The sequence below is a fragment of the Rahnella sp. NRRL B-41462 genome, from assembly GCF_003263525.1.
Lineage (GTDB): Bacteria > Pseudomonadota > Gammaproteobacteria > Enterobacterales > Enterobacteriaceae > Rahnella > Rahnella aceris.
Map to the genome: position 1 here is coordinate 62854 of NZ_JYDF01000001.1, position 23722 is coordinate 86575.

Genomic DNA, 23722 nt, shown 5'->3' on the forward strand with positions numbered 1-23722 from the left:
ATGGCAAGTAAATCCCTCGGCACGCTAACGATAGACCTGATCGCAAAAGTCGGCGGGTTCGTTGGCGGGCTTAATGATGCAGAACGTGCTTCTGAAGAGTGGCGTAAAAAGGTTGAGGCATCAGTCAAAGCTGCCGGGGTCGCCGTAGCAGCACTTGGGACGATTGCAGCCAGCGCGGCATTGGCCATCGGCGCCGCCGGTATCTCATTTCTAAAAACAACCGCAGAACAGGTCACTGAAGTCGACCGGGTTGCTAAAGCTTTAAAGATTTCCACTCAGGAGTTGTTGGCCTGGCAGTATGCCGCTGAGAACGCCGGTCTCGCTGGCGAGAATATGAATGATATTTTCAAAGATATCAGCGACAAAATCGGCGACGCAATAATCAACAAGTCAGGTGACGCTGTTGATGCGCTGGATGCTCTCGGACTCTCAGCGGAAAAACTTGCCAAAGCATCACCAGATCAACAGCTGCTGGCGATCGGTGAGGCGGTTGGGAAAATTGGTACCAATGCCGGAAAGATTACGATCCTTGAAAGCCTGGGTAATGACCTCTCAAAACTCCTTCCATTGTTTGATAACAACAATGAAAAACTGAAAGAATTCATCCAGCAGGCAAAGGATTACGGCATCGCGCCCGACCAGGCATCGATTGACGATCTGGTAAAAGTGAATGACGTATTTGAAGATATGGAAGACCAGGTCAGAGGCCTGAAGCTGGAGATAGCTGGAGGGCTTGCTAAGGTCGATATCTCTGGCCTTCAAGAATCATTTGGGAAACTGCAGGATGTCCTGACTGACCCCAAAATTCTACAGGGCCTGACATCTCTGGTAAGTGGTGTAGTTGAACTGGCGAGCGGTCTGGCAAAAGTGGCCGCCTCGGCCGGTGACCTGATCGACAACTTCAAAGGCAGTAAAGATATCGGTAACTCTCAAAATGAGTCCGTTATTCAGAACCGCTTGAAGTGGCTGCAGGAAGCGCGCAAAACATCTGACAGTATCGAGACGATCGTCGAACGAACTATTGGGACAATGCCGGAATCAGCGGATATCGATAAAGAGATATCTGAGCTCACCAAAAGGTTAGATTCAATCAGAAAGGCGGGCGCGGCACTGCCAACCAACACTGCAGTAGTTGCCCCAATCAGTTCTCAGTTTGTACTTCCAAAAGGTGGCACAAACGGCAAGGCTACGCCGGATGCTGGCGCAAAAAAACTGGAAAGCGCCTTCAAGTCCACAGAATTGAGCTACCTCCGTCAGATCGCCCTGATCGATACTACTGGTAAAAAAACAGTGGAAGTAACGGAAGCCCAAAAACTTCAGTTTGATCTCGCCAGCGGAAAACTGGTCGGCATTAATGCGGAACAGCAAAAACGACTTGAGAGCCTGGCCGCAGAAGTGGACCAACTTGGAAAGCTTAAAAAAGCAAATGAGGAAAACGCCAAGGCAGCCGCCTTTGCCGCCGGACTCACAGCCGAAAACCGTAATGCCAAAGCCGCCAATGATATCGACATTCAGGGCGCTGGTATGGGGGAAAAGGAGCGCGACCGGCTGAAAGAGCTTTTGAGCCTTCAGCGGGACTTTCTCGAAAAGCAGGCTGACCTGCAGAAGCAGTATCAGGGCGGTGATATTTCCAAAGACCTTTATGATCAGGAAACATCCGCTCTGGAAAGCGCACTGCAGGATAGGCTGGAACTTCAAGAAAAGCATTATGAAGATCTGGATGCGCTACGCGGTGATTGGGTGGCCGGTATCAGTGACGCCTGGCAAAACTTTGCAGACGAAGCAACAAACTACAGTCAGATCGCTGCTGATAATGTCTCCTCCCTGCTGGGAAGCACGACGAGCTCACTTTCTGATGGTCTTTACGACATTATCACCAGTACAGAGTCAGTCGGAGATGCGTTATCTAATATGGCTGTCAGTTTTGGACAGTCAGTGATTAAAGCACTCACCGATATGGCGGCTCAGTGGCTGGTTTATCAGGCCGTTCAATTGGCAGTTGGGAAGGCCACTCAGGCTTCCGCCATCCAAGCTATGATCGCGAATGCCCAAGCTACAGCTTTTCAGGCGCAGTTGGCGGCATATGCTTCAACCGCGGCTATCCCTATCGCCGGGCCAGGGCTGGCTCCCGCCGCGTCAGCCGCCGCCGGTGTTTATTCTCAAAGCTTGGTGGCCGGAGTATCTGCATCGGCACTATCAGGCATGGCTCACGATGGTATTGATGCTGTTCCGGAAACCGGCACATGGTTGCTCCAGAAAGGGGAGCGCGTCACGACAGCTTCAACATCTGCAAAGCTTGATCAAACTCTTGAAAGAGTTGGCCGTCAAACGGCAGGTGGTAACGCCTACAACCCTTCGTTTGAGTTGACAGTGAATGGAGATCCTGATGCCAAAACGATTGCCATGGTTGAGCAGGCGGTTAAGCGCGGTGCGAAGCAGGGATACGATATGGTTACGGCAGACATAGCCGCAGGCACCGGCCGCGTCAGTAAAGGGTTAGGCGCAGGCTGGCAAACAAAACGGAGAGCGAGTTAATGGGTATCAGTAGCAATATTAATTATCCAGATGACTATTTGCCGATGCCACTTCAGGACGGATATGCGTTAAAACCGATCAGCCCAATTTTGCGCACGCAGCTTACATCTGGACGCGCTCGTCAGCGTCGACTTTATACCTCAACACCAACGCAAGCGCCCGTCACGTGGCTATTCCTCGAATCAGAAGCTCAGCTTTTTGAGGCTTGGTTTCGTGACTCAATCTCAGACGGATCAGCCTGGTTCAATATGAAACTCAGAACGCCCTTGGGTGTGGAGAGTTATGTTTGTCGTTTCATTGATATTTATGAAGGTCCGATCCTCACGGGCGGGAAATACTGGGAGTTCTCTGCAACGCTCGAACTTTGGGAACGCCCGATTCTTCCGCCCGGTTGGGGGGAATTTCCAGACTACATCATAAACAGCAACATCATTGATCTTGCTCTTAACCGGGAGTGGCCAGAAGCATGACTGTACTTGACCGGCTCTATGCCTCTGGCGGTTCTGAGGTGATAATTGAGACACTGCAGATCACAGTGGGGTCTGACGTTTATTGGCTCACTAAAGGGTGGGAGGATATCACCGCCACCCTTGAGGATGGCAGGGTCGTAACATTTATTGCGTGCGGCATAGATATCGCCTTACCAGCCAGGAATGCTGACGGAACGCAGGATTTAAAATTCGCTATTGGCAACGTTGACGGGATTGTTTCAACAGCAATCCGCGCTGCCCTCGATGATTTGAGTGATAGCTATCTAACTTATCGTTGCTACATTTCAACAGACCTTTCTGCACCAACGTCTAATCCATATGTTCTTGCAGTGAAATCCGGCTACTGGACTGCGACAGAGGTGCAGATCACCGCAGGCTATATGAATGTGCTTGATACTGCGTGGCCGCGTTACCGTTACACCCTGCCTAACTTCCCCGGATTGCGTTATATATCGTAAGGAAAAAACAATGTTGGATACCGACAAATACCGTTCAGTTACCTGGCTGAAGGGCGGGCGTTCATTTCCAAAAATTGACTGCTTTGGCATTGTGAACGAAATTCGCCGTGACCTCGGATTAGCTGAGTGGCCAGAATTCTCTGGCGTCACAAAAGATGATGGTGGCCTTGATAATGCCGCGCGAACCCTGATGCAAAGCCTGCGTCGCTGCGATCCCTGCGAGGGGGCGGGCGTGGCGTGTTATTCAGGAAGCACGGTGACACACGTTGGCATTGTGGTTAGCCTGAACGGCCAACTTCATGTTGCAGAATGCAACCCACAGACAAACGTCACGTTTTTACCGCTGGCACGTTTTCGACGCCGTTTTGTGAAAGTGGAGTTCTGGCAATGACTATCAGAATTTTTCCTTCAAGGTTGCCAGGTGACCCACTGGAAACGCATGAACACAAGCCTTTGTCATTGCATCAATGGCTCAGTGAGAATGTTAAAAATTACCAGAAAGATATGACTCATCCGATCGCCGTTGAAATAAATGGCAGGTCTATTCCGGCATCAGAATGGTCACTATGCCATCTATCTTCTGACACTGACGTGCGTATTTATCCGGTTCCTTACGCCACAGGTTTGATCATTGCTTCAGTTGTTATAGCCGTAGCATCAGCGGCTTATTCCATTTACATGATGAATAATATTGATAAGCCAGGCAGTGCTTCCGGCGCGACTGGGGATCAGTTAGACCTGTCACCAGCAAAAGCAAACATGATTAATTTGGGCGACCCCATTAGGGAGATTTTTGGACGTTATCGTGTTTATCCAGATTATGTTGTTCAGCCTATTTCGCGGTTCGATGCTGATAATCCGGAAATATATCGAACGGAAATGATGCTCTGCATTGGCGTCGGAAACTTTGCCATACATCCCTCAAGCATTCGGATCGGGTCAACACCAGTTGCGAGTTTTGGTGCTGATGCCAGTTATTCAATTTATGGTCCGGGCTCCTCGGTTGCTGGTGATTCACGATCTCAGAACTGGTGGTTATCGACAGAAGTTGGCGGCACCTCGAGTGGCAGTGGACTGGATACGAACTCCACGGCACCCGGTAGTATTTATGTAAACTCCGATGCTGTGCTTTTTAACGGGAACACGATAACGCTGATCGGTGTAAGCAACGAGAATGGTGAAGATGATTCTGACGACCTAAGTGTCCCGAGTTCTTGGGCAGTCGGAACAGTAATTACTGTTATTGCCCCTGACAGTTATGTGATCAGCAAGTCAGGCGACTACAGCGTGATTTATGGAGACTTCTCCGAGTTGGGCCCGACCGTTGGTGATCCAGTTACGCTCTCATACAATGATGTCAGCTACGACCTGTTTATTGCCTCTTACATCGAAGAGGTTGAGCCAATACCAGGTGTTGGTGGAAGTGCGGCAAGCATTACCGCCAGCGCAGCCCCTGCAACTTACGATTTCACAACCAGCAGTTACGCATTCAATATCATTTGGCAGGGCGTGACCTACGTCGTCAATTTGGTAACGAATTACATCAACATGAGCGGACTGGTTAATGCGATCAGCGACAGTCTAACGGGGTCTGGACTTGAGGCCCTAGATAGCTCTGGTCGTGTTTCAATCCAGGAAATTTCCAGCCCATACACGGGTGGTACAATTTCTAATTCAACCCTTCCCGTTGCAGTGTTCGGCAGTGCGCCGGTGAATATGCCTGGCACAGCTTCCAGTGGTGGCGCCGCAGGTGTCCCAGCTCATGTGACTCTGGCCTATACCTCCGCATCCGGCAGCCCTTTCAGTGGAATACCCGTAGGAACAGAGCGCCTTTCATTGATGTACGGGAATGGTGACTTTGTTATAAACGCCATTGACGACACGACTATCACCGTTGACCGCCTAATATTTGCAGCTGACGGAGCTACCACGGTAGTTGACCCAGCATGGGCCGGATTCAGCAACAGAACGATCCTTGACTCATCTGTTTTCGGGGAAGACGCAGCCGAAAATTGGTTAGGCCCATTTCTTGCGTGTCCGGCTGGTGAAACTACTACGATTATTGAGAATAATTTCATCTTTCCGAATGGCCACATTCAGTACAAAAATAATGGGGACTCGCAATCACATACTGTCCGCGTGCTTGTGCAGTATCGCAATGCTGTGGCCGGCGGGGCGTGGACTCAGGTGACCTATGATTTCAAGGGGAAGACGGCTAACGGACATGGGTATACGAAAAGGATAAGCGGTTTAGCGGCAGCACAATACGAAATTAGAGTCAGAAGAACCACCAAGATCGGCGGCTCGAAGACGGTAAATAGTCTCTACTGGCAGGCGCTGCGTTCAAGACTTTCCAAAACGGCTACCCAATATGCCAACGTTACAACCATGGCTTTGACAATTAGAACAGGAAATCGCCTTGCTTCGCAATCGGACCGCCGGGTGAACCTGATTGCTACGAGGCTCTATGAAGACTCAGAAAAAAGGACGATCAGTGGCGCGTTGAAACATGTGCTAAACAGCCTGGGAATGAGGGCAGATGTTCAGACCATCAATGATCTTGAAAGCAACTATTGGACTCCCCGTGGAGAGACATTTGATTTTTCAGCGAGCGAGGATAGCACCTCAGCATTAGATATTTTGAATAAGATCACCAATGCAGGAATGGGGTATTTTCTTCTGTCTGACGGCCTAGCCTCTGCAGGAAGGGAGGGAATTAAAGAGTGGACCGGCATCATCAGTCCTCAGGAAACCACTGAGGAGTTGCAGACGGCTTTCAAGGCGGCATCGCAAGATGATTACGACGGTGTCGATGTGACTTACATCAACGGCACTTCGTGGGCAGAAGAAACAGTTCAGTGCAGGACTGCGGATAATCCGACACCCTCAAAAGTTGAAAGTTATACGCTGGATGGAGTTCTCGAACAGGATAGGGCATACCGCATTGGGATGCGACGACTAATGGGCTACAAGCACCAAAGGCTAAATCACTCAACGTCAACTGAACTCGATGCTTTGTGTTACGAGTTTATGGACCGCATCATTTTTACAGACGACCTACCAGGTAATCAGACACTGAGCTGCTTAATAATCGGCATGAAGCATAGTGATGAAACCATAAGCTTGACTTTGAGCGAGCCACCGGACTGGACCTTCGCTAATCCCCGCGTACTTATCCGTCATCAAGATGGCAGCGCATCGGCGTTACTCATTCCAACGCGCGTTGACGATTACACCTTGACTGTGCCTTATAGTACGGGACTTCACCCCGAAGACTGGGATATGAATGACCCTTATATTGAGCCACCGCGATTAATATTTTGTTCTTCATCCCGTGTCGGATATGACGCGTTGCTCAATGAAATCGCCCCAAGCTCTGATGGAACATGTCAGGTTAGCGCGACGATCTATACCCCGAAGAAATACCAATATGACGACGCCATTTATCCCGGCGACGTTTCATAAATCAGCTCCCAATAACCCGCTTCGGCGGGTTTTTCTTTATGAGGCCAATAATGACGACGTATAACACTGGCAACCCGCTGGGGTCTTCTGCCGCAAAAGATTTGTATGATAACGCGCAAAACCTAGATTACGCTTTAAACAGCATTACTCAGGCTATTTGGCGAGACCGATTGGGAAGAAATCGTCGCAGTTATTGGGGAATGGAGCAGGAGTTTTCTTCACAACTTCATAGCCAAGAGCAGAGATTTAACATTTTTATTCAGAATTCAGGATACCAAGTAATTGGCGACTATGTAAACGGCCCTCTAACAATCGATGAATATAATCAATTAATTAGATATAACGGTGAGCTATGGAAAATCACTGCAGCAACAAACATTCCATATACAACAACGGGTAATGATTCATCATCATGGGTTGTGGACTCTACCCATTTTGTCAGTGTAGGGGATGCAGCATTACGACAAAATCTAGCATCATCTGGTGATGGCCTGGGTGACGCCTTGATAGCCGTCAAAAAATCTTTTACTGGAGCGGCAATCAGAACGCAGCATGATGTTAACGCTGAATGGATATCAATTACTGATTTTGATGGGGTAGTTGGCGACTCTAATGAATTTGGAACTACAGGAACCGACTGTACTGTAGGAATACAGAAAGCTCTTAACTCAGGAGCAAGTAATTTTTTTATTCCGGACAAATTCTTCAGAATATCCGATACCTTATATATTCCGAGCGGCGTCCGCATTTTCGGTTCAAATATGTGGAAATCATGTATTGTAGCCGACCCAACAATGGATGGTGTTAAAGATGTAATGCAAAACGTAGGTTGGGGTAGTGCTGTACTGACCTATGATAAGAATATTCAGCTTTCAAACTTTCGCATCAAGGCTAATGGTTATAGTCGTGTCAAATCAAATCCAGATGTAGAGTGGGGGAGATGCCTTAGAACCGGTGCGCTTGATGGATTAGATATTGACTCTATGGTATTCCAAGAAGGACCGCAGCATTGTTTAGACATAGCCTGTTGGAAAGATAATTACGTAGGTGTAGGTCATGCCGGAATTACTCAGGGAATGACAACAAATTTTGCCGTACGCAACTCCTTTATTATAGATTACTGTTATGATGACGGAATAACAACGCACGGAGCTTCAGGAGGTGTGATTGATAATTGCACTCAAGTAATTACGGATTATGGAAAGTCAATGCGCACCCACACAATAACTCAGAATGGTGTTGAAATTGATGATGGGTCATATAATATTACAGTAATTAATAGTCGCACATACGGAAATAATACTATTACTAAAGGTTTTGCGACGGCAAACCATCCAGATAACCCTATCCCGTACAATATAAGATTTATTAACTGTGATTCATTTGGAACAGTAGCGGGAGTTGCAATTCTTGGAGTGGCCGATAATGAACATCCATTAGGTTCAGAAAATTTCCGAGGAAGTAATTATGCAATAATTAATTGTTCCCTCAATTACCCTTCTGTAGATACAACTAACACTGAGTTTCCATCCCGCGCCTTTGACATACAATCAGGTTCTAATGTGAGGGTTGAAAATTTCCGAATCAACATGCGTGGTCCTAATGGCGAATCATCGAGATCACCATGCGCAGTTATTAATATGATAGGTAACAATATTATCATTGATGGCGTGCGAGTAGAGGGAGTTCCAAACGGTAACTTAGGAACTGCATTTGGAACTGGGCGCGCCTGGTTTCGAATTACCAATACCGCTAGCAGTAATTTCCGCATTAAGAATATTGATATCGATAATATTGGATGGGCAGACCGAGTAATTCGTGATGTAGATTTAACGACAGGTGGCTCACTTATTGAGGTTGACGGTATTAAGATTGGCTCTATTTCAACTGACGGCCGTACGAAAATAGGCATTATGAGTGCAGCTAATGCAACTATCTCTGACATCAATGTACCTGTTGGCATGCAGCGTTTGGCTATCGGAAGAACTTTATCCGCTCACCCAGAAATGACAGGCGATGTAAAGGTTAACTCACCAGCTATTTCATCCATTATAGGTGGCATGCGAATACGTTCTGAAACAGCTGCTGATGGATCACAGCCAGCCCCAGGGCTACTTTTCGATAGGCAGTTCGTTAGTCCTTCCAGTTCACTTGGTAAAGGGAGTGTTGCCTTCCGCATGACGCCTTCTCAGTTGGGGGGATTCAGCGTATCGGCATACAACGAGGCTACTAATTCATACGAGCCAATTCACGTAACATCTTATGATCCGAGCAATTTAATTCCAAAATATATGGCACCAGTTAAGAATGGTGATTGTAATTTGGGAAATTCATCGTCAGCTTGGTTGAACGGGTATTTTGTAAATTCACCACAAACCGTTTCAGACGCACGATTTAAATCAGAAGTAAGAGCGTTAAGTCAAAATGAGATAAGCGCAGGGTTGGATATCATTAAAAAAATAGGGTTTTGGACTTGGTTATCTGATCGTGGAGACAGAGAGCACTCAGGGACAACTGTTCAAACTGTAATCGATATTATGGAAAAAAATGGTTTAATTCCATTTAATTATTCATTCATAACATATGATAAGTGGGATGATGAATTTGAAATTTCTTTTGAATATGATTCTGATGGAAAAAAAATCCCTGATACTGAAGTTAGGGTGCAGACAAAGATTGCAGGAGATATATATGGGTTTAAAGTACAAGAATTATTAATGTTCTTGCTTTCTTGCATAGGAACTAAGTTACTCTAAATCAGTTTTCATTTGAGATAGATCTTGTTTAGCTTAAGCAGTTCTATATAATGATATGCTTTAAGCTAAAATAGGTGATTTGTCGTGAAATATACATTAATCAACTTTCAGGATGGAAGAGGTAATAAGATTGATTGCGGGAAAAACCCTGATCCAAAGGTTGAGGTGATTTTTAGAGGTAGTAATAATACTCTTATTGTTCATCCAGAAGCAAAAATATCTACTACCTCTATCCACTTTGATTGTGATGATGGCATTTGCATTATAGGAAGGAATAGTTTCATTGGCTTCATTAGAATTGGAAATGGTTGTAATGTCAAAATAAATGATGGTGTTACATGTACAGCAAAGTGCTATATTTCTACCGCTGAAGGTTCAAGCGTGGAAATTGGAGATGATTGCATGTTTGCAACAGGGAATGAGATAAGATCTGATGATGGGCATCCTATTTTCGATGTTAAAACAGGATTGAGAATTAATAACCCATCAAGTATAAAAATCGGTAATCATGTATGGATTTCAGCAAAGGCAACTATTTTAGGTGGAACTATAATTGGTGATGGAAGCATTGTTGGGCTAGGCAGTATTACCAAAGATGTATTTCCTAATAATTGTATAATAGTTGGAGTTCCTGCAAAGGTGACAAAAAAAGATGTTGCCTGGGAAAGGCCACACCTAACATTGTCAAAACCTTTTATTAAGAAAGATTCAAGCTCTATAAAAAAGAGTAACTACTGGAATTTAACTAAATAACTAAAAGCCACGGAGACAATGCCGTGGCTTTTATTTTATTTCCTTAATTCTTTTATCTTTGATTCAAGTATTTTTGTTGTTGTCATTTGCAATCCGATTAATTGCAATGATGAAAGCTTTCTTTCTGAGCAAAATTTCTCGAAGCCTTCAATATTCTCTGCAAATTCTAGCCATATGTTTCTATATGCAAAAATACACCCACCGCCATTAGATGCAAACCACTTTATATTTCCAGTCTTAAGAGGGTTCCAAGGTTTGCATCTTGTAATATAGTGAATGTTTTTAGTGTCAAAGTTTAGGCTTTCGTCTGTATCTCTAGTAGAAAGAACCCTGTGGTTGTAATCCTCAGTCAACTTTATAAAAGATCCATTGAGACTTGATAAAAGCAGACAGAAAGCAATCTGCTCAAGAAGTTTCGCATCTGGGCAATTTTCAAAAAGAAAATTATAAAATGACTTATATTTCTCTAATAAATTGAGTTTGGAGTAAATTTCATTATTGAACAATAAAAAACCAACGTTCATATAATCAAGGTGTTTGTTTCTAATAGTGCTATTATCTATTAGTTTTTTAATAATAACATTTGGCACACCCTGACTTTCAAGATTTACTATACCTGACCAACCAGAAATGGCTGACTCTTTTGGTAAGATATCATCGATTTCATATTTGTTTATACAAAGAACATCATAATCAGATTTGCAAGAGTACTTATATCCTTTGTCCCTTAAGTAAAGTGGCAATGCATAGTTATAGAACACCTCAACAGGCCAGATGTTTTCTTTCATCTGTTGAAACTGCTCTTTAATTCCATAATTGGATAGTGACTTTGAGTCGATAAAATTTATATTATGCTTTTTGAGAGTCTTAGTCATGTAAGCACTCAATTTATCTGCATCAAAGCAAATAAAAAAATCGAAAACATTTGGGTTGTTTTTCTTTATACTCTCTATTGTAACAAGCGCTGGAAAGTATATGTTTTCATCACCAGCTATAAACAAAGCTATATTTTTCATACAAAAACCTTTTTTTATAAGTGTAAATATTGTAACAAATATCTGATGCAGGGCAAGCTTTACTAATCCCGCATAGTTATATTGGCTCATTCAAACCTGTCTAAGCATGAATAAAAAATAATTTAAAATATTGACACCTTAACAATCATAGGTTTAGAAATTTGCTTTGGTAAGTACTTTTCAGAGAGTGATTCACAAGGATATACTGTGTTTATGTACAGTGTTTTGTGAGGTGTTTATGCCCAAATATTCCGATATCAAAGGCGCGTTTATTCGAAGCGTCACGCAGGATCCCAAGAAAGGACAGATTGTCACAACAGAGCGATTCGTTGCCGAGTTGGCGAAGGTAAACCACTTCTGGTCATTGCGTGAAGCCAATGAATGGATAACGCACTATCAGGGATTCTTCCGGGACTACTCGGATCAAGAGGGCGAGAGTAGGCGCTATTTTTTGAAAAACATGGGCTACGTAATGTAAGGAGGGACTATGGGATTTCCATCACCTGCAGGCGATTACGTTGAATCGCGTATCGACCTGAACAAAGTCTGTAACTGCACCGGCCCGGCATCTCGCCTGTACATCGCCGAGCGGTACCACGGGAAGCACATCAACTCCGGCACGATGCTGCTGATAGACCCGGCAATCAAACCGGTCGACGGTAATCTGCTGCTGGCGCAAATCAACGGAGAAATGGATGTGTGGAGGCTGGTGACAATCCTACGCCGCGGGCTGGAGTCTTTGGCCGACAAGAACGTCTTCATTGAGTTCGGCGAAGCATTCACAGATGACGAGCTGGTGATCGAGGGGGTTGTGACGCATATCATTTACGATGCTAGGAATGATGTGTTCGACGATACGCCGTGCATTTAAGACGAAAAAAAACCTCTGCTGGTGGCAGAGGTTCTCTTAACAGAAGGAGCCGCGTATCTTTTACGTATCCTTTTCTGTCTAGATGGTGTCAGCGCTGGGTCTTAACTCCGCTCATAAGTTACTGGTTTTTATGAGCTTGTCCTGCCACTGTCCTATCTAAATTGGTGGAGCTGGGGGGATTTGAACCCCCGTCCAGAATTACTACACCGTCGGCACTACATGCTTAGTCCAATCTTTACATTCGCCGGTTAGCTGCGGATGGACACGCCACTAACAAACTATCCTGATTGGGTTTAACGCTTTCACCCCAGGCAAGGTGTCCACGCGATCTCTTTTGGGTTTGACCTCTCTTGATCCCCGTCCTAAGAGCGGAGGCTAGGGAGAGAGGGCTCTAAGCAGGGTATTAAGCTGCTAGGGCGTAGTTTTCGTCGTTTGCGACTATTTTTTTGCGGCTTTTTACGAGGCCAACCGCCCCTCGGCATGCTCCTTGGGCTTCGCAAATCCTGTCGAATCCAGAATCAGCCCCAAGTACTATTTCGTAGTATACCAGCAAAACACCAAGCTACGCCAGAGGCTTAGCGATTTGCGTGCTTCATGATACGTGCCTTGTCTACTTTCCATTCACGATCTTTAATGTCATCGCGCTTGTCGTGCTCTTTCTTACCTTTAGCCAGACCGATCTTCACTTTCGACCAGGCATTTTTCCAGTACATGGAAAGCGCGACGACGGTGTAACCATCGCGACTGACTTTACCGAACAGCGTTTCTAACTCACGCTTGTTGAGCAGTAATTTTCTTGTACGGGTCGGGTCACACACAATATGAGTGGACGCCACGTTAAGAGGTTGAATGGTTGCGCCAAACAAAAAGGCTTCACCGTCGCGGAATGTGACGTAGCTGTCAGTGATGTTTGCTTTACCAGCGCGCATCGATTTGACTTCCCATCCCTGCAAAGCAAGCCCCGCCTCAAATTCATCTTCGATGATATATTCATGGCGAGCGCGTTTGTTCATCGCGATAGTCGCGGAACCGGGTTTATGTGCTTTTTTCTTTGTCATAGTGATACTTATTATACTGTAAGCGATGCCGATTGAAATCCCCACGCAGTGAGAGTCGGGAGTTTTTCCTGTTTGTGGCAGCCTGTGCTTCGTTGTTTTTATTACCGCGCGGATAAATGGTATTATCTGTACGTTTTATGACACCTGGAAAATGATATGCCACAGATAAGTCGTTCTGCGCTTGTGCCGTTCAGCGTGGAGCAGATGTACACCTTAGTGAATGATGTCGACGCCTACCCGCAATTTCTGCCTGGTTGTACCGGCAGCCGTATCCTGGAAAACAGCGATACGTCGATGACCGCAGCGGTTGATGTTTCCAAAGCGGGCATCAGTAAAACTTTTACCACCAAAAATACGTTAATCAGCAACAAACGCATTGATATGCAACTGGTGGATGGTCCGTTCCGTAAGCTGACCGGAGGATGGGATTTCATCGAACTTAGCCCGGATGCCTGTAAAGTTCAGCTCAGTCTTGATTTTGAATTTACAAATAAATTGATTGAATTAGCATTCGGTAAAATCTTCAAAGAACTGGCTGGCAGCATGGTTCAGGCATTCACTCTACGCGCGAAAGAGGTCTACAGTGTCTGAGATCCGCGTTGAAGTGGTCTACGCGTTGCCGGAACGTCAGTATCTGCGAACGGTAAAACTGGCGGAGGGGAGCAGTGTCGAACAGGCAGTGAAGGCTTCCGGTTTACTTGAGTTGCGTCAGGATATCGATTTAAAACAGAATAAATTAGGTATCTATAGCCGGCCGGTGAAGCTTGCCGACGTGGTCAGCGACGGTGATCGCATTGAAATCTACCGGCCCCTGATTGCAGATCCGAAAGAGTTACGGCGTATACGCGCCGAACGTTCTAAAAAATAAGGCGCCTCAGGCGCCTTATTTTTTTACCCTGAAAGATGATTTTTGGCGGTAACCAGAGACCATCACACCGGGCGATTTACTTTTGATCGCTCAACTTAGGTTTGTTGTCGATGTTGGTCAGCGTATCAGACTCGTTGAAGGTCAGCGTTAAAGTCTGCTGAGTGATACCTTCATGGCCTGGTTCCTGACGGAACACGTAATACCAAACATTACTGCCAAACGGGTCGTGTAGCATCGGCGTGCCGAGAACATAAGCAACTTGTTGTTTAGTCATACCGGTATGAATTTTTTGAACATCAGCAGGAGACAAGTAGTTCCCCTGATTGATGTCAGGCCGATAAACCACCTTTTCCAGAGTGGAACAGCCCGCAGTAAGCATTACAAGAGCTACAGCGGCGGCAGTTAGCGTTTTACAGCGCATAGTCATTACATTCCTTTAGGGCATAAGATGCCGATGATAATAGACCTTTCATCAGTTTGAAACCTTTGCGGGGCACCTGTATGACCGCTGAACTGTAAAAAAGTTGAGCTTTTTACGCTGCGAGTAACTCTTTTGCGTTGGCCAGCGTGTTTCGGGTCACTTCACTTCCGCCCAGCAGACGTGCCAGTTCCTGCAAACGCGCCTTTTTATCAAGGCGATTCATTTGGGTTTCAGTCACTTCACCATCAGTTTCTTTGCTGACAAAATAATGCTGATGACCACAACCTGCAACCTGAGGTAAATGAGTGACGCACATAACTTGCGTTGATTCGCCTAACTGACGCAACAAGCGGCCAACGATCGCAGCCGTCGGGCCACTGATACCGACATCCACTTCATCAAAGATCAGCGCCGGAGTTTCCATTTTCTGTGCCGTGATAACCTGGATAGCCAGCGCAATACGCGACAATTCGCCACCGGAAGCTACTTTTGCGAGAGCCTGAAGCGGCTGCCCCGGGTTGGTTGTGACCTGGAATTCGAGACGGTCTGCGCCTTCCATATTTAAATGTTCTGGTTCGAACTGAACCTGAATTTTAAATTTACCGTGTGGCATGGAAAGTGCCTGCATACTTTGGGTGATCAGATGCGTTAGCTCATCAGCAAAATACTGACGTTTTTCGTGCAGTTGTTCAGCAACCGCGACGGCTTGTTGGTAATGGCGTTGCACTGCTTCACTCAGCTCTGCCTGATTGGTTTCCTGATCATCCAGTTCCTGCTGTTCCTCAAGCAACTGACGATGCAGTTCAGGAAGATCTTCAGCGCTGACATGATGTTTACGGGCCAGATTCATCTGGCGCGACAAACGCTGCTCCAGCTCGAACAGACGGTTTGGATCCATGTCCAGGCGTTCGCTGTAATGGCGTAATTCATCGCTGGCCTCGCTGACCTGAATGGACGCGTCATCAAGCATGACGATAAGATCATTCATTTTGCTGTCGAGTTCTGCGAGTTCAGTTAGCTGATTGCGGGCGCTATAAAGCAGACTGACAATATTCTGTTCTTCACCATCAGCCAGCAAATAGAGCGCATTTTGGCTCAGTGAAAGCAGTTGCCCGCTGTTAGCCAGACGTTTGTATTCTTCATCAATTTGCTCGTACTCACCTGCCTGAGGAGCAAATTCATTCAGCTCTTTCAACTGGTATTGTAACAACTGGCGGCGTGATTCTCGCTCACTCATCTGCTGTTGATATTGTGCCAGCTGGCGGCAGCTCTGATGCCAGTTTTGGTAAGCTTTGCGCATTTCAGACAGCAGCAAGGGCTGATCCGAATAAGCATCGAGTAAAGCTTTCTGATGCTCAGGTTTGAGCAGAAGCTGATGGGCGTGTTGTCCGTGAATTTGGATCAAATGCTGGCCCAGTTCACGGAGCTGTGACAGGGGAACGGGCGTGCCGTTTATAAAGCCACGCGAACGGCCATCGTTGCTGATCGTCCGGCGCAACAGGCAATCCAGCCCTTCATCAAGCTGATTTTCAGCCAGCCAGTGTTTCGCCGAAGGGGTATCCGCTAAGGTGAATCGCGCGCAGATATCTGCACGGCTGGCACCGAGACGCACCATGCTGCCATCGGCACGATTGCCCAGACAAAGCCCAAGCGCATCAATCGCGATGGACTTACCGGCACCGGTTTCACCGGTGATGGCCGTCATACCTGCATGAAAATCGATTTCTAATTCACGGACAATGGCAAAGTTACTGATAGTTAATTGCGCCAGCATGATCACCTTCCTGTACATAACAACAGACCTGTAATTACATACAGTATAAACTGGTTTTATATACAGTAAAGGGGCTGGCGAATTATTTTTATCAGATCAGAAGAGTTTTTTTGACCATCCCAGTTTTGTGCTTAATGTATTGAAATAACTGTAGTCTTTCGGATGGATCAGATTCAGATGAAACTCACTGCGACGGATAACCACTTCTTCACCCGGCTGAATCGGCAGGGCGATCTGGCTGTCGCAGCTGATTTCAAGGTCATTGCTCATATGCGAAAACCGCAGACAAATCGTGCTGCTGCTGTTGATAACCAGCGGGCGCGCCGAAAGGGTATGTGGGAACATCGGCACCAGTGCGATAGCTTCTAACGTCGGCGTCAGGATCGGACCGCCGCCTGAGAGTGAATATGCGGTAGAACCGGTTGGTGTCGAGATAATCAGACCATCGGAGCGCTGGGAAAAAGCGAATTTGTCATCAATATAGACTTCAAATTCAATCATGTGCGCGACTTTTCCCGGATGAAGGACGACTTCATTGATGGCGGTACTGACGCGACATTGCTGGTCCTTGCAGCGCACCATGGCTTCCAGCAGGAAGCGTTGCTCGCTGATGTATTCACCCTGCAGAACGTCATCGAGTTGCTGCAAAGCGTTATCCGGATCCAGATCGGTAAGAAAGCCAAGATTACCCCGGTTGATGCCGATGACTTTTATGTCATAGCGGGCCAGAACGCGCGCCGCACCCAGCATATTGCCGTCACCGCCGACGACCACGGCTAAATCCGCCAGCTTGCCGATCTCAGCCAGACTGCCCGTTTGTGCGCCTTCCAGGGCTAAATCTTGTGCCACCTGACGTTCGACGATCACCTGATAACCTTTTGAGATTAACCAGTGGTAAAGCATTTCATGGGTGGCAAGTGCGGAAGGATGGCGAGGGTGTCCGACAATCCCAATGCACTCAAATTTTTTATTCATCGCTGTGGTTATCCTCAGCAGGGTGTGATGACTCCTGCATTATGACCGGTTTCATTAAAAACCAAACCTTGAAACCCCGGTTTTGATCCCCATAATAAGCCAACTAGCAAGATTAATGCTAAAACGCGGAGAGATTCATGAGTAGTAAAGAACATAAGACACCTGACGAGCAAGTCTCTGAAGAACTGAATCAGGAACAAGAGCTGCATACGGAAGCGGAAACTCAGGCGGCAGATGTCGTTGACCCGCGCGATGAACGTATTGCTGAACTGGAAGCGCAACTGAAAGAACTCCAGCAGCGTGAGCGTGACAGCTTGCTGCGTGCGAAAGCGGAAGTGGAAAATATCCGCCGTCGTACCGAGCAGGATATCGAGAAAGCGCATAAATTCGCTCTGGAGAAATTCTCTGGCGAATTGTTGCCGGTAATCGATAATCTGGAACGTGCGCTGGATCTGGCTGATAAATCGAATTCAGAACTGGCGGGTCTGATTGAAGGCGTCGAGCTGACCCTGAAATCCCTGCTGGATGCTGTTCGCAAGTTCGGTATGGAAGTGGTGGCTGATATCCACGTGCCATTCAACCCTGAACTGCACCAGGCGATGACTATGATGGAATCCGACGAGCTGGAACCTAATCACGTAATGATGGTGATGCAGAAGGGTTATACGCTGAACGGCCGTCTTTTGCGCCCGGCAATGGTTGCGGTTTCTAAAGCCAAAGCCTGATTCTGTTTTAAGCAGACTGACATAATGGAAGAGGCACCTTTGCGGGTGCCTCTTTTTTTGTTATTCCGGCAATCTGGGCACCCAGTCAATTGGTGCCAGACCTTGCTGCACCAGTAAGGCATTCGCCTGCGAGAAGTGCTTACACCCCAGGAAACCCCGGTGGGCAGAAAGCGGAGAAGGGTGCGGTGCTTTCAATACATGATGACGATTGCGATCGATAATATTGCCTTTTTTCTGCGCATGGGAACCCCAGAGTAAAAAGACGATCCCATCACGATTTTCATTCAACGCTGCGATGACCTTATCAGTGAACGTTTCCCAGCCCAGTTTGGCATGTGAATGCGCCTGACCACCTTCGACAGTCAGCACGGTATTGAGCAACAGGACGCCCTGATCTGCCCAGCTCTGCAAATAGCCGTGAGTGGGTCGTTCGAAGCCTGGAATATCGGTGGCCAGCTCTTTATACATATTCACTAATGAAGGTGGTGCCGGAATGCCCGGGCGAACAGAGAACGATAAACCATGAGCCTGATTGGGACCATGATAAGGGTCCTGCCCCAAAATCACGACTTTGACGTCTGCCAGTTCGGTAGAGCGGAATGCATTAAACACATCCTGTTGCGGCGGATAAATCGTTTTGCCCGCAGCGCGTTCAGCCGCGACAAACTTCAGCGTATCAACGAAGTAAGGTTGTTCTTTTTCCTGACCAATGACGTCATGCCAGGTGAGAGTGGTGGACATTGACGCTCTCCTTTTGATGATAATTTTAAACTGGCAGTAGCTTACCTGCTCATTCCGATGAGTTAAACCCGCACGCGCTTTTGCTGATGTTTATCTGCGACTTAACGTTCTATGCAAAAATTTGTTGATAATTTACAAAAATAATTTAATCCAGTGCCTTGGAAAAATTGATATAAAACATAAATATGCTGAGGGTAAGAAATACCCACAAGGAAAAGATTGATATTTATCAAAGAATGCGGGGTGTTCTGCTGTTATATCTGACAACAGGAAAACAGGTTGTCGTTCAAACCTTACACCAATCAATTAACAGTATCGTAGCCAACAATGGAGGCAACATATGATCACCGGGATCCAAATTACTAAAAGCAACAACGAAGCGCTGAAAAACTCTTTCTGGCTGCTGGATGATGAAAAAGCGGAAGCGCGCTGCGTATGTGCAAAAGCGGGTTTTGCGGAAGACCAGATCGTTGCTGTCAGCGAGCTTGGCCAGTTTGAATACCGTGAAGTACCAATGGAAATTCAACCGACTGTACGTGTGGAAGGGGGTCAGCACCTGAACGTTAACGTATTGCGCCGTGAAACTCTGGAAGATGCGGTTAAGCATCCTGAAAAATACCCGCAGCTGACCATTCGTGTGTCTGGTTATGCGGTGCGCTTTAACTCACTGACTGCTGAGCAGCAGCGTGACGTGATTACCCGTACTTTCACCGAAAGTCTGTAATCGCTTCCGAGCTTTTAAGATTCCAGCAGTTTCATGGATATAAAAAAACCGCCTTCAGGGCGGTTTTTCTTTGCACCAAATCAGGCTGATGTTTATTTAGCAGCGTCTTTTACAGCGTCAGGTTTAACACGGCGTTTGCCGACGTTTTTGCTGTCACGATGGCGAACTTTAACTTTCACCTTCGATTTTTCCTGATCCGCTTTCTGCTTCTCTTTGCGTTTCGCCAGCACTTTCTTCGACGGCTTACCGGTGACTTTCTCGCTCGGTGCTTTCGTTTTTGGACGGAACTCGTCCAGTACGCGTGCTTTCAACGGCTCGTTAAGGTAACGGCCGATCTTGCCGAGCAGCAGATGGTCATGCGCTTCCACGAAAGAAATCGCGGTCCCTTTACGACCAGCACGACCGGTACGGCCGATACGGTGCAGATAGATATCAGCGGTCAGCGGCAGGTCAAAGTTGAAGACATGGCTGATGTCGTTGATATCCAGGCCACGGGCAGCAATGTCGGTCGCAACGAGGACGTTAACGCGGTCTTCAACCATACGTTTGACGGCTTCGGTACGTTTCACCTGCACCATTTCGCCTTCAAGATAACAGGAGTTAATCCCTGCTTCGCGCAACCACGCAACCAGCTCATGCACACGCTCGCGTTTACGCACAAAGATCACGGATTTAGTGACATCTTCCTGTTTCAGCAAATGGATGAGCATCCGGGTTTTATGCGCCAGATCGTCGGCACGATAATACCATTGCAGGATTTTTTTGCGTTCGCGGCGTGACGGGTCAGCTTCGATTTCCACCGGCTCAGTCAGGATGCGTTCTGCGAATTCACGGATGGCTTCCCCTTCCAGCGTTGCGGAGAACAGCAACGTCTGTTTGCGCCAGCGTGCTTCGGCGGAAATCGTTTCGATGTCCTGAGCAAAACCCATGTCCAGCATGCGGTCGGCTTCGTCGAGGATCAGCGTTTCGATTGCGCGGCAGTCAAAGTTTTCTTCTTTAATGTATTGCAGCAAACGACCGGTGGTCGCAACAACGATGTCCTGGTTTTCGCTGAACACTTCGGCGTGGTTCATATAAGCCACACCGCCGGTGATGGTGGCGATATCCAGTTCGGTATGTTTGGCTAACTCACGCGCCTGCTCAGCAACCTGCATAGCAAGTTCACGGGTTGGCGTGAGGATCAGAATTCGTGGCGGACCAGATTTCTTACGCGGGAAATCCAGCAAATGCTGCAATGCAGGCAGCAGGAATGCCGCTGTTTTGCCGGTGCCGGTAGGAGCCGAACCCAACACATCGCGTCCGTCCATTGCTGGCGGAATGGCCTCTGCCTGAATGACAGTAGGACGGCTATAGCCTTTGTCGCCAAGGGCTTCAATCAGGCGTTCATCGAGTTCGAGTTCGGAAAAAGTGGTTACAGTCATGGTCTACCTCTACTTGGGGCGCCGATTATAGACGTGTTAGACGCGATCTTCACCTATTTAAGCGGTTTGCGTGGCTTTTACTCTGCTTCTCTTTGCCCTATGCTACGACAGTTTTCGTTTACAGGCCTGTTGGCTGGCGTAATTACGGTGAAATTAGTGACAAAAGTAGTCAGTTCCGCAAACCCTTTACGGCGTAATGGATTTACCTTTAAGCAGTTTTTCGTTGCACATGACCGATGCGCGATGAAAGTCGGTACCGATGGTGTCCTGCTCGGTGCCACGGCGCCGGTTAGCCATGCACGACGTGTTCTTGATATTGGCTGCGGCAGCGGCCTGATTGCCATGATGCTGGCGCAACGCAGTAATGCTCAAACTGTTATTGATGCCGTCGAACTGGAACCTTCCGCAGCGGCGCAGGCTGAGGAGAATTTCCTCAACTCAGTTTGGGCGCAAAGGCTGGCGGTGTATGCGCAGGACATTAATGCTTATGCCGGCGAACATCAGGCTGAATACGATCTGATTGTGAGTAATCCGCCTTACTTTGAATCGGCTGTTGCCTGTCGTGATGAAGCCCGAAATGCCGCCCGTTACACCGAAACTCTGACGCACGATGCATTGCTTGAATGCGCAAATAAGCTGCTTACGCCAGAGGGATTGTTTAGTGTTGTTTTGCCGTACGACATCGGGCTGGCGTTTGAAACTCTGGCTCACCGAAAAGGCTGGTTCAGCGCACGACGGATGGCCGTACGCGACCGACCGGGAAAACCGCTTAACCGGCTAGTGCTGACCTTATCAAGGCAATCAGCTGAAAGGGTTGACGAGGAACTGGCACTGCGGAAATCGGAAGGCGTTTACAGTGAAGCATTCTGTGCGCTGATTACTGATTTTTATCTGAATTATTAGTGGATGGCTGGGCTTTCAAAAAGTGCGTTCCTTCGCACTTTCCCGATACCATTGCTGCAAATATTACGGCTGCAAAATGGTCGGCTGCGGATTTTCCTGTAGATCAGGATAGTCCAGCGTGAAATGCAGTCCTCGACTCTCTTTGCGTTCCAGGGCACTGCGGACGATCAACTCGGCAACCAGCACCAGATTTCTCAATTCCAGCAAATTATTGGAAATACGGAAGTTGGCATAATACTCGTCAATTTCCTGTTGCAGCGTCATGATGCGGCGCAACGCACGCTCAAGACGTTTTGTCGTGCGTACAATCCCTACGTAATCCCACATAAACAGCCGCAATTCATGCCAGTTATGCTGAATGACCACCTGCTCATCGGAATTATCCACCCGGCTTTCATCCCATTGCGGAATATTTGTCGCCAGTTTGGCATGCGGCAGACGTTTAATTATATCTTCTGCTGCCGACCAGCCATAAACCACGCATTCCAGCAGTGAGTTAGAGGCCAGACGGTTAGCGCCATGCAGGCCGGTATAACTGACTTCGCCAATCGCATACAAACCATCGAGATCGGTGCGCCCGTGCTGATCAACCATTACGCCACCGCAGGTGTAATGCGCAGCCGGAACAATCGGGATCGCCTCTTTGGTCAGATCAATACCCAGTGATTGCAGCTTTTCATCAATCATCGGGAAATGATGCTTAATGAATTCCGGCGGGCGATGGCTGATATCGAGATACATGCAGTCGGCGCCAAGACGCTTCATTTCATGGTCGATGGCCCGTGCCACCACATCGCGCGGTGCCAGTTCTCCTCGTTCATCGAAATCCGGCATAAAACGGGTGCCATCCGGGCGTTTGAGCAGGGCACCTTCGCCGCGCAGTGCTTCCGTCAGCAGAAAGTTACGTGCCTGAGGGTGATAGAGGCACGTCGGGTGAAACTGGTTGAATTCAAGATTGGCAACACGGCAGCCTGCACGCCACGCCATGGCGACGCCATCGCCGGAAGAGATATCTGGATTGGTCGTGTACTGATAGACCTTGGCTGCGCCCCCCGTAGCCAGTACAACGGCCTTGGCACGGAGCGTTTCAACGTGCTCTTTATCGCGGTTCCAGACATACGCGCCAACGACGCGTTGTGTCCCCGGCAATCCAAGCTTGCTTGAGGTAATTAAATCAACGGCATTATAGCGTTCTTTCACGCAAATATTGGCGTGTGCCCTTGCTTTCCCAACCAGCGTAGTCTCTACTTCTTTACCTGTAGCATCAGCAGCATGCAGGATCCTACGGTGGCTGTGGCCGCCTTCACGTGTCAGATGATAACGTTCTTCTGAGCTTGTGTTGGTTTCGGTATCAAACAGTACGCCCTGGTCGATCAACCACTGGACACAATGACGTGCGTTGCTCGCGATAAATTCAACAGCTTCTTTATCGCATAAGCCCGCACCGGCAATTAATGTGTCATCAACATGTGAGGCAATGCTGTCTGCTTCGTCGAAAACGGCGGCAATCCCGCCCTGGGCGTAAAATGTTGAGCCTTCGTTGAGCGGGCCTTTACTGAGAACAGTGACATGACAGTGGTCTGCAAGTCGCAAAGCCAAAGAAAGGCCTGCAGCGCCACTTCCGATTATCAATACATCGCTAACAAATTCAGATGAAGGTTGCATAACGTATGATGTTTGCAGAAGAAGAGGGAAATTCATGTTAGCCTAAACTCCCGTGCAAAAGCCACGGGCTTGAGACTTCAATAGAAAAAACAACGGCGATGT

The 23722-nt window shown here is 47.4% G+C and carries 22 protein-coding genes and 1 other RNA gene; 14 read left to right on the top strand and 9 right to left on the bottom strand.

Annotated features, from left to right (window positions below):
- The 7 genes from UC14_RS00405 to UC14_RS00435 all read left to right on the top strand — a co-directional run bounded on the left by UC14_RS00405 (position 1) and on the right by UC14_RS00435 (position 10458).
- Positions 1 to 2535, top strand: a complete 2535-nt coding sequence (locus tag UC14_RS00405) for a phage tail tape measure protein (protein ID WP_112197053.1) — start codon at positions 1 to 3, stop codon at positions 2533 to 2535.
- Positions 2535 to 3005, top strand: a complete 471-nt coding sequence (locus tag UC14_RS00410; RefSeq protein WP_112197054.1) for a hypothetical protein — start codon at positions 2535 to 2537, stop codon at positions 3003 to 3005. Before UC14_RS00405 ends, UC14_RS00410 begins: the two co-directional genes overlap by 1 nt.
- Positions 3002 to 3484 carry a DUF1833 family protein gene (locus UC14_RS00415; RefSeq protein WP_112197055.1) on the top strand — a complete coding sequence of 161 codons (483 nt, stop codon included), beginning with the start codon at positions 3002 to 3004 and terminating at the stop codon, positions 3482 to 3484. The genes UC14_RS00410 and UC14_RS00415 overlap by 4 nt, the downstream gene beginning before the upstream one ends.
- Positions 3485 to 3494: 10 nt before the next feature.
- On the top strand, positions 3495 to 3875 hold the full coding sequence (locus UC14_RS00420; protein ID WP_112197056.1) for a nitrite transporter: 381 nt from the start codon (positions 3495 to 3497) through the stop codon (positions 3873 to 3875).
- Positions 3872 to 6949: a host specificity factor TipJ family phage tail protein gene (locus UC14_RS00425; RefSeq protein WP_112197057.1), complete on the top strand. Its 3078-nt coding sequence runs from the start codon at positions 3872 to 3874 to the stop codon at positions 6947 to 6949. The genes UC14_RS00420 and UC14_RS00425 overlap by 4 nt, the downstream gene beginning before the upstream one ends.
- A gap of 50 nt (positions 6950 to 6999) precedes the next feature.
- Positions 7000 to 9705, top strand: a complete 2706-nt coding sequence (locus tag UC14_RS00430; RefSeq protein ID WP_157962061.1) for a hypothetical protein — start codon at positions 7000 to 7002, stop codon at positions 9703 to 9705.
- An 84-nt stretch (positions 9706 to 9789) separates the two neighbouring features.
- Positions 9790 to 10458, top strand: coding sequence for an acyltransferase (locus tag UC14_RS00435; protein ID WP_112197059.1), 669 nt, complete (start codon positions 9790 to 9792; stop codon positions 10456 to 10458).
- Positions 10459 to 10493: 35 nt separating this feature from the next.
- Here the strand turns inward: UC14_RS00435 and UC14_RS00440 are convergent, their stop codons facing one another.
- Positions 10494 to 11564 carry a glycosyltransferase gene (locus tag UC14_RS00440; RefSeq protein ID WP_112197060.1) on the bottom strand — a complete coding sequence of 357 codons (1071 nt, stop codon included), beginning with the start codon at positions 11562 to 11564 and terminating at the stop codon, positions 10494 to 10496.
- Between the two features lie 148 nt (positions 11565 to 11712).
- On the opposite strand from UC14_RS00440, the gene UC14_RS00445 reads away from it, so the two are divergent.
- Positions 11713 to 11952: a DNA polymerase V gene (locus UC14_RS00445; RefSeq protein ID WP_112197061.1), complete on the top strand. Its 240-nt coding sequence runs from the start codon at positions 11713 to 11715 to the stop codon at positions 11950 to 11952.
- A 9-nt stretch (positions 11953 to 11961) separates the two neighbouring features.
- The gene (locus UC14_RS00450; protein ID WP_112197062.1) at positions 11962 to 12345 is read left to right on the top strand and encodes a DNA polymerase V; all 384 of its coding nucleotides are present in this window, start codon (positions 11962 to 11964) and stop codon (positions 12343 to 12345) included.
- Positions 12346 to 12507: 162 nt separating this feature from the next.
- Here the strand turns inward: UC14_RS00450 and ssrA are convergent.
- Positions 12508 to 12871: a transfer-messenger RNA gene (gene ssrA / locus UC14_RS00455) on the bottom strand.
- Positions 12872 to 12920: 49 nt separating this feature from the next.
- Positions 12921 to 13403, bottom strand: a complete 483-nt coding sequence (gene smpB / locus UC14_RS00460; RefSeq protein ID WP_013576739.1) for an SsrA-binding protein SmpB — start codon at positions 13401 to 13403, stop codon at positions 12921 to 12923.
- A gap of 156 nt (positions 13404 to 13559) precedes the next feature.
- On the opposite strand from smpB, the gene UC14_RS00465 reads away from it, so the two are divergent.
- Together UC14_RS00465 and UC14_RS00470 are read left to right on the top strand one after the other, a co-directional pair.
- On the top strand, positions 13560 to 13994 hold the full coding sequence (locus UC14_RS00465; RefSeq protein WP_013576738.1) for a type II toxin-antitoxin system RatA family toxin: 435 nt from the start codon (positions 13560 to 13562) through the stop codon (positions 13992 to 13994).
- On the top strand, positions 13987 to 14271 hold the full coding sequence (locus UC14_RS00470) for an RnfH family protein (RefSeq protein WP_013576737.1): 285 nt from the start codon (positions 13987 to 13989) through the stop codon (positions 14269 to 14271). The genes UC14_RS00465 and UC14_RS00470 overlap by 8 nt, the downstream gene beginning before the upstream one ends.
- A gap of 76 nt (positions 14272 to 14347) precedes the next feature.
- On the opposite strand, the gene bamE is transcribed toward UC14_RS00470, so the two are convergent.
- The 3 genes from bamE to nadK all read right to left on the bottom strand — a co-directional run bounded on the left by bamE (position 14348) and on the right by nadK (position 17441).
- Positions 14348 to 14692, bottom strand: a complete 345-nt coding sequence (gene bamE / locus UC14_RS00475) for an outer membrane protein assembly factor BamE (RefSeq protein WP_015690323.1) — start codon at positions 14690 to 14692, stop codon at positions 14348 to 14350.
- Positions 14693 to 14804: 112 nt separating this feature from the next.
- Positions 14805 to 16466 carry a DNA repair protein RecN gene (recN, locus tag UC14_RS00480; protein ID WP_013576734.1) on the bottom strand — a complete coding sequence of 554 codons (1662 nt, stop codon included), beginning with the start codon at positions 16464 to 16466 and terminating at the stop codon, positions 14805 to 14807.
- A 96-nt stretch (positions 16467 to 16562) separates the two neighbouring features.
- Positions 16563 to 17441: an NAD(+) kinase gene (gene nadK, locus UC14_RS00485; protein WP_013576733.1), complete on the bottom strand. Its 879-nt coding sequence runs from the start codon at positions 17439 to 17441 to the stop codon at positions 16563 to 16565.
- A gap of 137 nt (positions 17442 to 17578) precedes the next feature.
- On the opposite strand from nadK, the gene grpE reads away from it, so the two are divergent.
- The gene (gene grpE, locus UC14_RS00490; RefSeq protein WP_013576732.1) at positions 17579 to 18166 is read left to right on the top strand and encodes a nucleotide exchange factor GrpE; all 588 of its coding nucleotides are present in this window, start codon (positions 17579 to 17581) and stop codon (positions 18164 to 18166) included.
- 60 nt (positions 18167 to 18226) lie between these two features.
- Here the strand turns inward: grpE and ung are convergent, their stop codons facing one another.
- Complete coding sequence (gene ung / locus UC14_RS00495; protein WP_112197063.1) at positions 18227 to 18907, bottom strand: uracil-DNA glycosylase; 681 nt, start codon at positions 18905 to 18907, stop codon at positions 18227 to 18229.
- Positions 18908 to 19247: 340 nt separating this feature from the next.
- Between ung and grcA the strand changes: the two genes are divergently transcribed.
- Positions 19248 to 19631 (top strand): autonomous glycyl radical cofactor GrcA, encoded by a 384-nt coding sequence (grcA, locus tag UC14_RS00500; protein WP_013576730.1) that lies wholly within the window; start codon positions 19248 to 19250, stop codon positions 19629 to 19631.
- 92 nt (positions 19632 to 19723) lie between these two features.
- Here grcA and srmB read toward each other — a convergent pair whose 3' ends face one another.
- Positions 19724 to 21052, bottom strand: coding sequence for an ATP-dependent RNA helicase SrmB (srmB, locus tag UC14_RS00505; protein WP_015698402.1), 1329 nt, complete (start codon positions 21050 to 21052; stop codon positions 19724 to 19726).
- A 243-nt stretch (positions 21053 to 21295) separates the two neighbouring features.
- Between srmB and UC14_RS00510 the strand changes: the two genes are divergently transcribed.
- The gene (locus tag UC14_RS00510; protein ID WP_232829619.1) at positions 21296 to 21955 is read left to right on the top strand and encodes a tRNA1(Val) (adenine(37)-N6)-methyltransferase; all 660 of its coding nucleotides are present in this window, start codon (positions 21296 to 21298) and stop codon (positions 21953 to 21955) included.
- 63 nt (positions 21956 to 22018) lie between these two features.
- On the opposite strand, the gene nadB is transcribed toward UC14_RS00510, so the two are convergent.
- Positions 22019 to 23620, bottom strand: a complete 1602-nt coding sequence (nadB, locus tag UC14_RS00515; RefSeq protein WP_015690322.1) for an L-aspartate oxidase — start codon at positions 23618 to 23620, stop codon at positions 22019 to 22021.
- Positions 23621 to 23722 lie beyond the last annotated feature (102 nt).

Bases quoted from the DNA above. Each gene is read 5' to 3' on its own strand.
- UC14_RS00405 (WP_112197053.1), top strand. From the start codon at position 1: ATGGCAAGTAAATCCCTCGGCACGCTAACGATAGACCTGATCGCAAAA.
- UC14_RS00410 (WP_112197054.1), top strand. From the start codon at position 2,535: ATGGGTATCAGTAGCAATATTAATTATCCAGATGACTATTTGCCGATG.
- UC14_RS00415 (WP_112197055.1), top strand. From the start codon at position 3,002: ATGACTGTACTTGACCGGCTCTATGCCTCTGGCGGTTCTGAGGTGATA.
- UC14_RS00420 (WP_112197056.1), top strand. From the start codon at position 3,495: ATGTTGGATACCGACAAATACCGTTCAGTTACCTGGCTGAAGGGCGGG.
- UC14_RS00425 (WP_112197057.1), top strand. From the start codon at position 3,872: ATGACTATCAGAATTTTTCCTTCAAGGTTGCCAGGTGACCCACTGGAA.
- UC14_RS00430 (WP_157962061.1), top strand. From the start codon at position 7,000: ATGACGACGTATAACACTGGCAACCCGCTGGGGTCTTCTGCCGCAAAA.
- UC14_RS00440 (WP_112197060.1), bottom strand. From the start codon at position 11,564: ATGAGCCAATATAACTATGCGGGATTAGTAAAGCTTGCCCTGCATCAG.
- UC14_RS00445 (WP_112197061.1), top strand. From the start codon at position 11,713: ATGCCCAAATATTCCGATATCAAAGGCGCGTTTATTCGAAGCGTCACG.
- UC14_RS00450 (WP_112197062.1), top strand. From the start codon at position 11,962: ATGGGATTTCCATCACCTGCAGGCGATTACGTTGAATCGCGTATCGAC.
- smpB (WP_013576739.1), bottom strand. From the start codon at position 13,403: ATGACAAAGAAAAAAGCACATAAACCCGGTTCCGCGACTATCGCGATG.
- UC14_RS00465 (WP_013576738.1), top strand. From the start codon at position 13,560: ATGCCACAGATAAGTCGTTCTGCGCTTGTGCCGTTCAGCGTGGAGCAG.
- bamE (WP_015690323.1), bottom strand. From the start codon at position 14,692: ATGCGCTGTAAAACGCTAACTGCCGCCGCTGTAGCTCTTGTAATGCTT.
- recN (WP_013576734.1), bottom strand. From the start codon at position 16,466: ATGCTGGCGCAATTAACTATCAGTAACTTTGCCATTGTCCGTGAATTA.
- nadK (WP_013576733.1), bottom strand. From the start codon at position 17,441: ATGAATAAAAAATTTGAGTGCATTGGGATTGTCGGACACCCTCGCCAT.
- grpE (WP_013576732.1), top strand. From the start codon at position 17,579: ATGAGTAGTAAAGAACATAAGACACCTGACGAGCAAGTCTCTGAAGAA.
- ung (WP_112197063.1), bottom strand. From the start codon at position 18,907: ATGTCCACCACTCTCACCTGGCATGACGTCATTGGTCAGGAAAAAGAA.
- grcA (WP_013576730.1), top strand. From the start codon at position 19,248: ATGATCACCGGGATCCAAATTACTAAAAGCAACAACGAAGCGCTGAAA.
- srmB (WP_015698402.1), bottom strand. From the start codon at position 21,052: ATGACTGTAACCACTTTTTCCGAACTCGAACTCGATGAACGCCTGATT.
- UC14_RS00510 (WP_232829619.1), top strand. From the start codon at position 21,296: ATGAAAGTCGGTACCGATGGTGTCCTGCTCGGTGCCACGGCGCCGGTT.
- nadB (WP_015690322.1), bottom strand. From the start codon at position 23,620: ATGCAACCTTCATCTGAATTTGTTAGCGATGTATTGATAATCGGAAGT.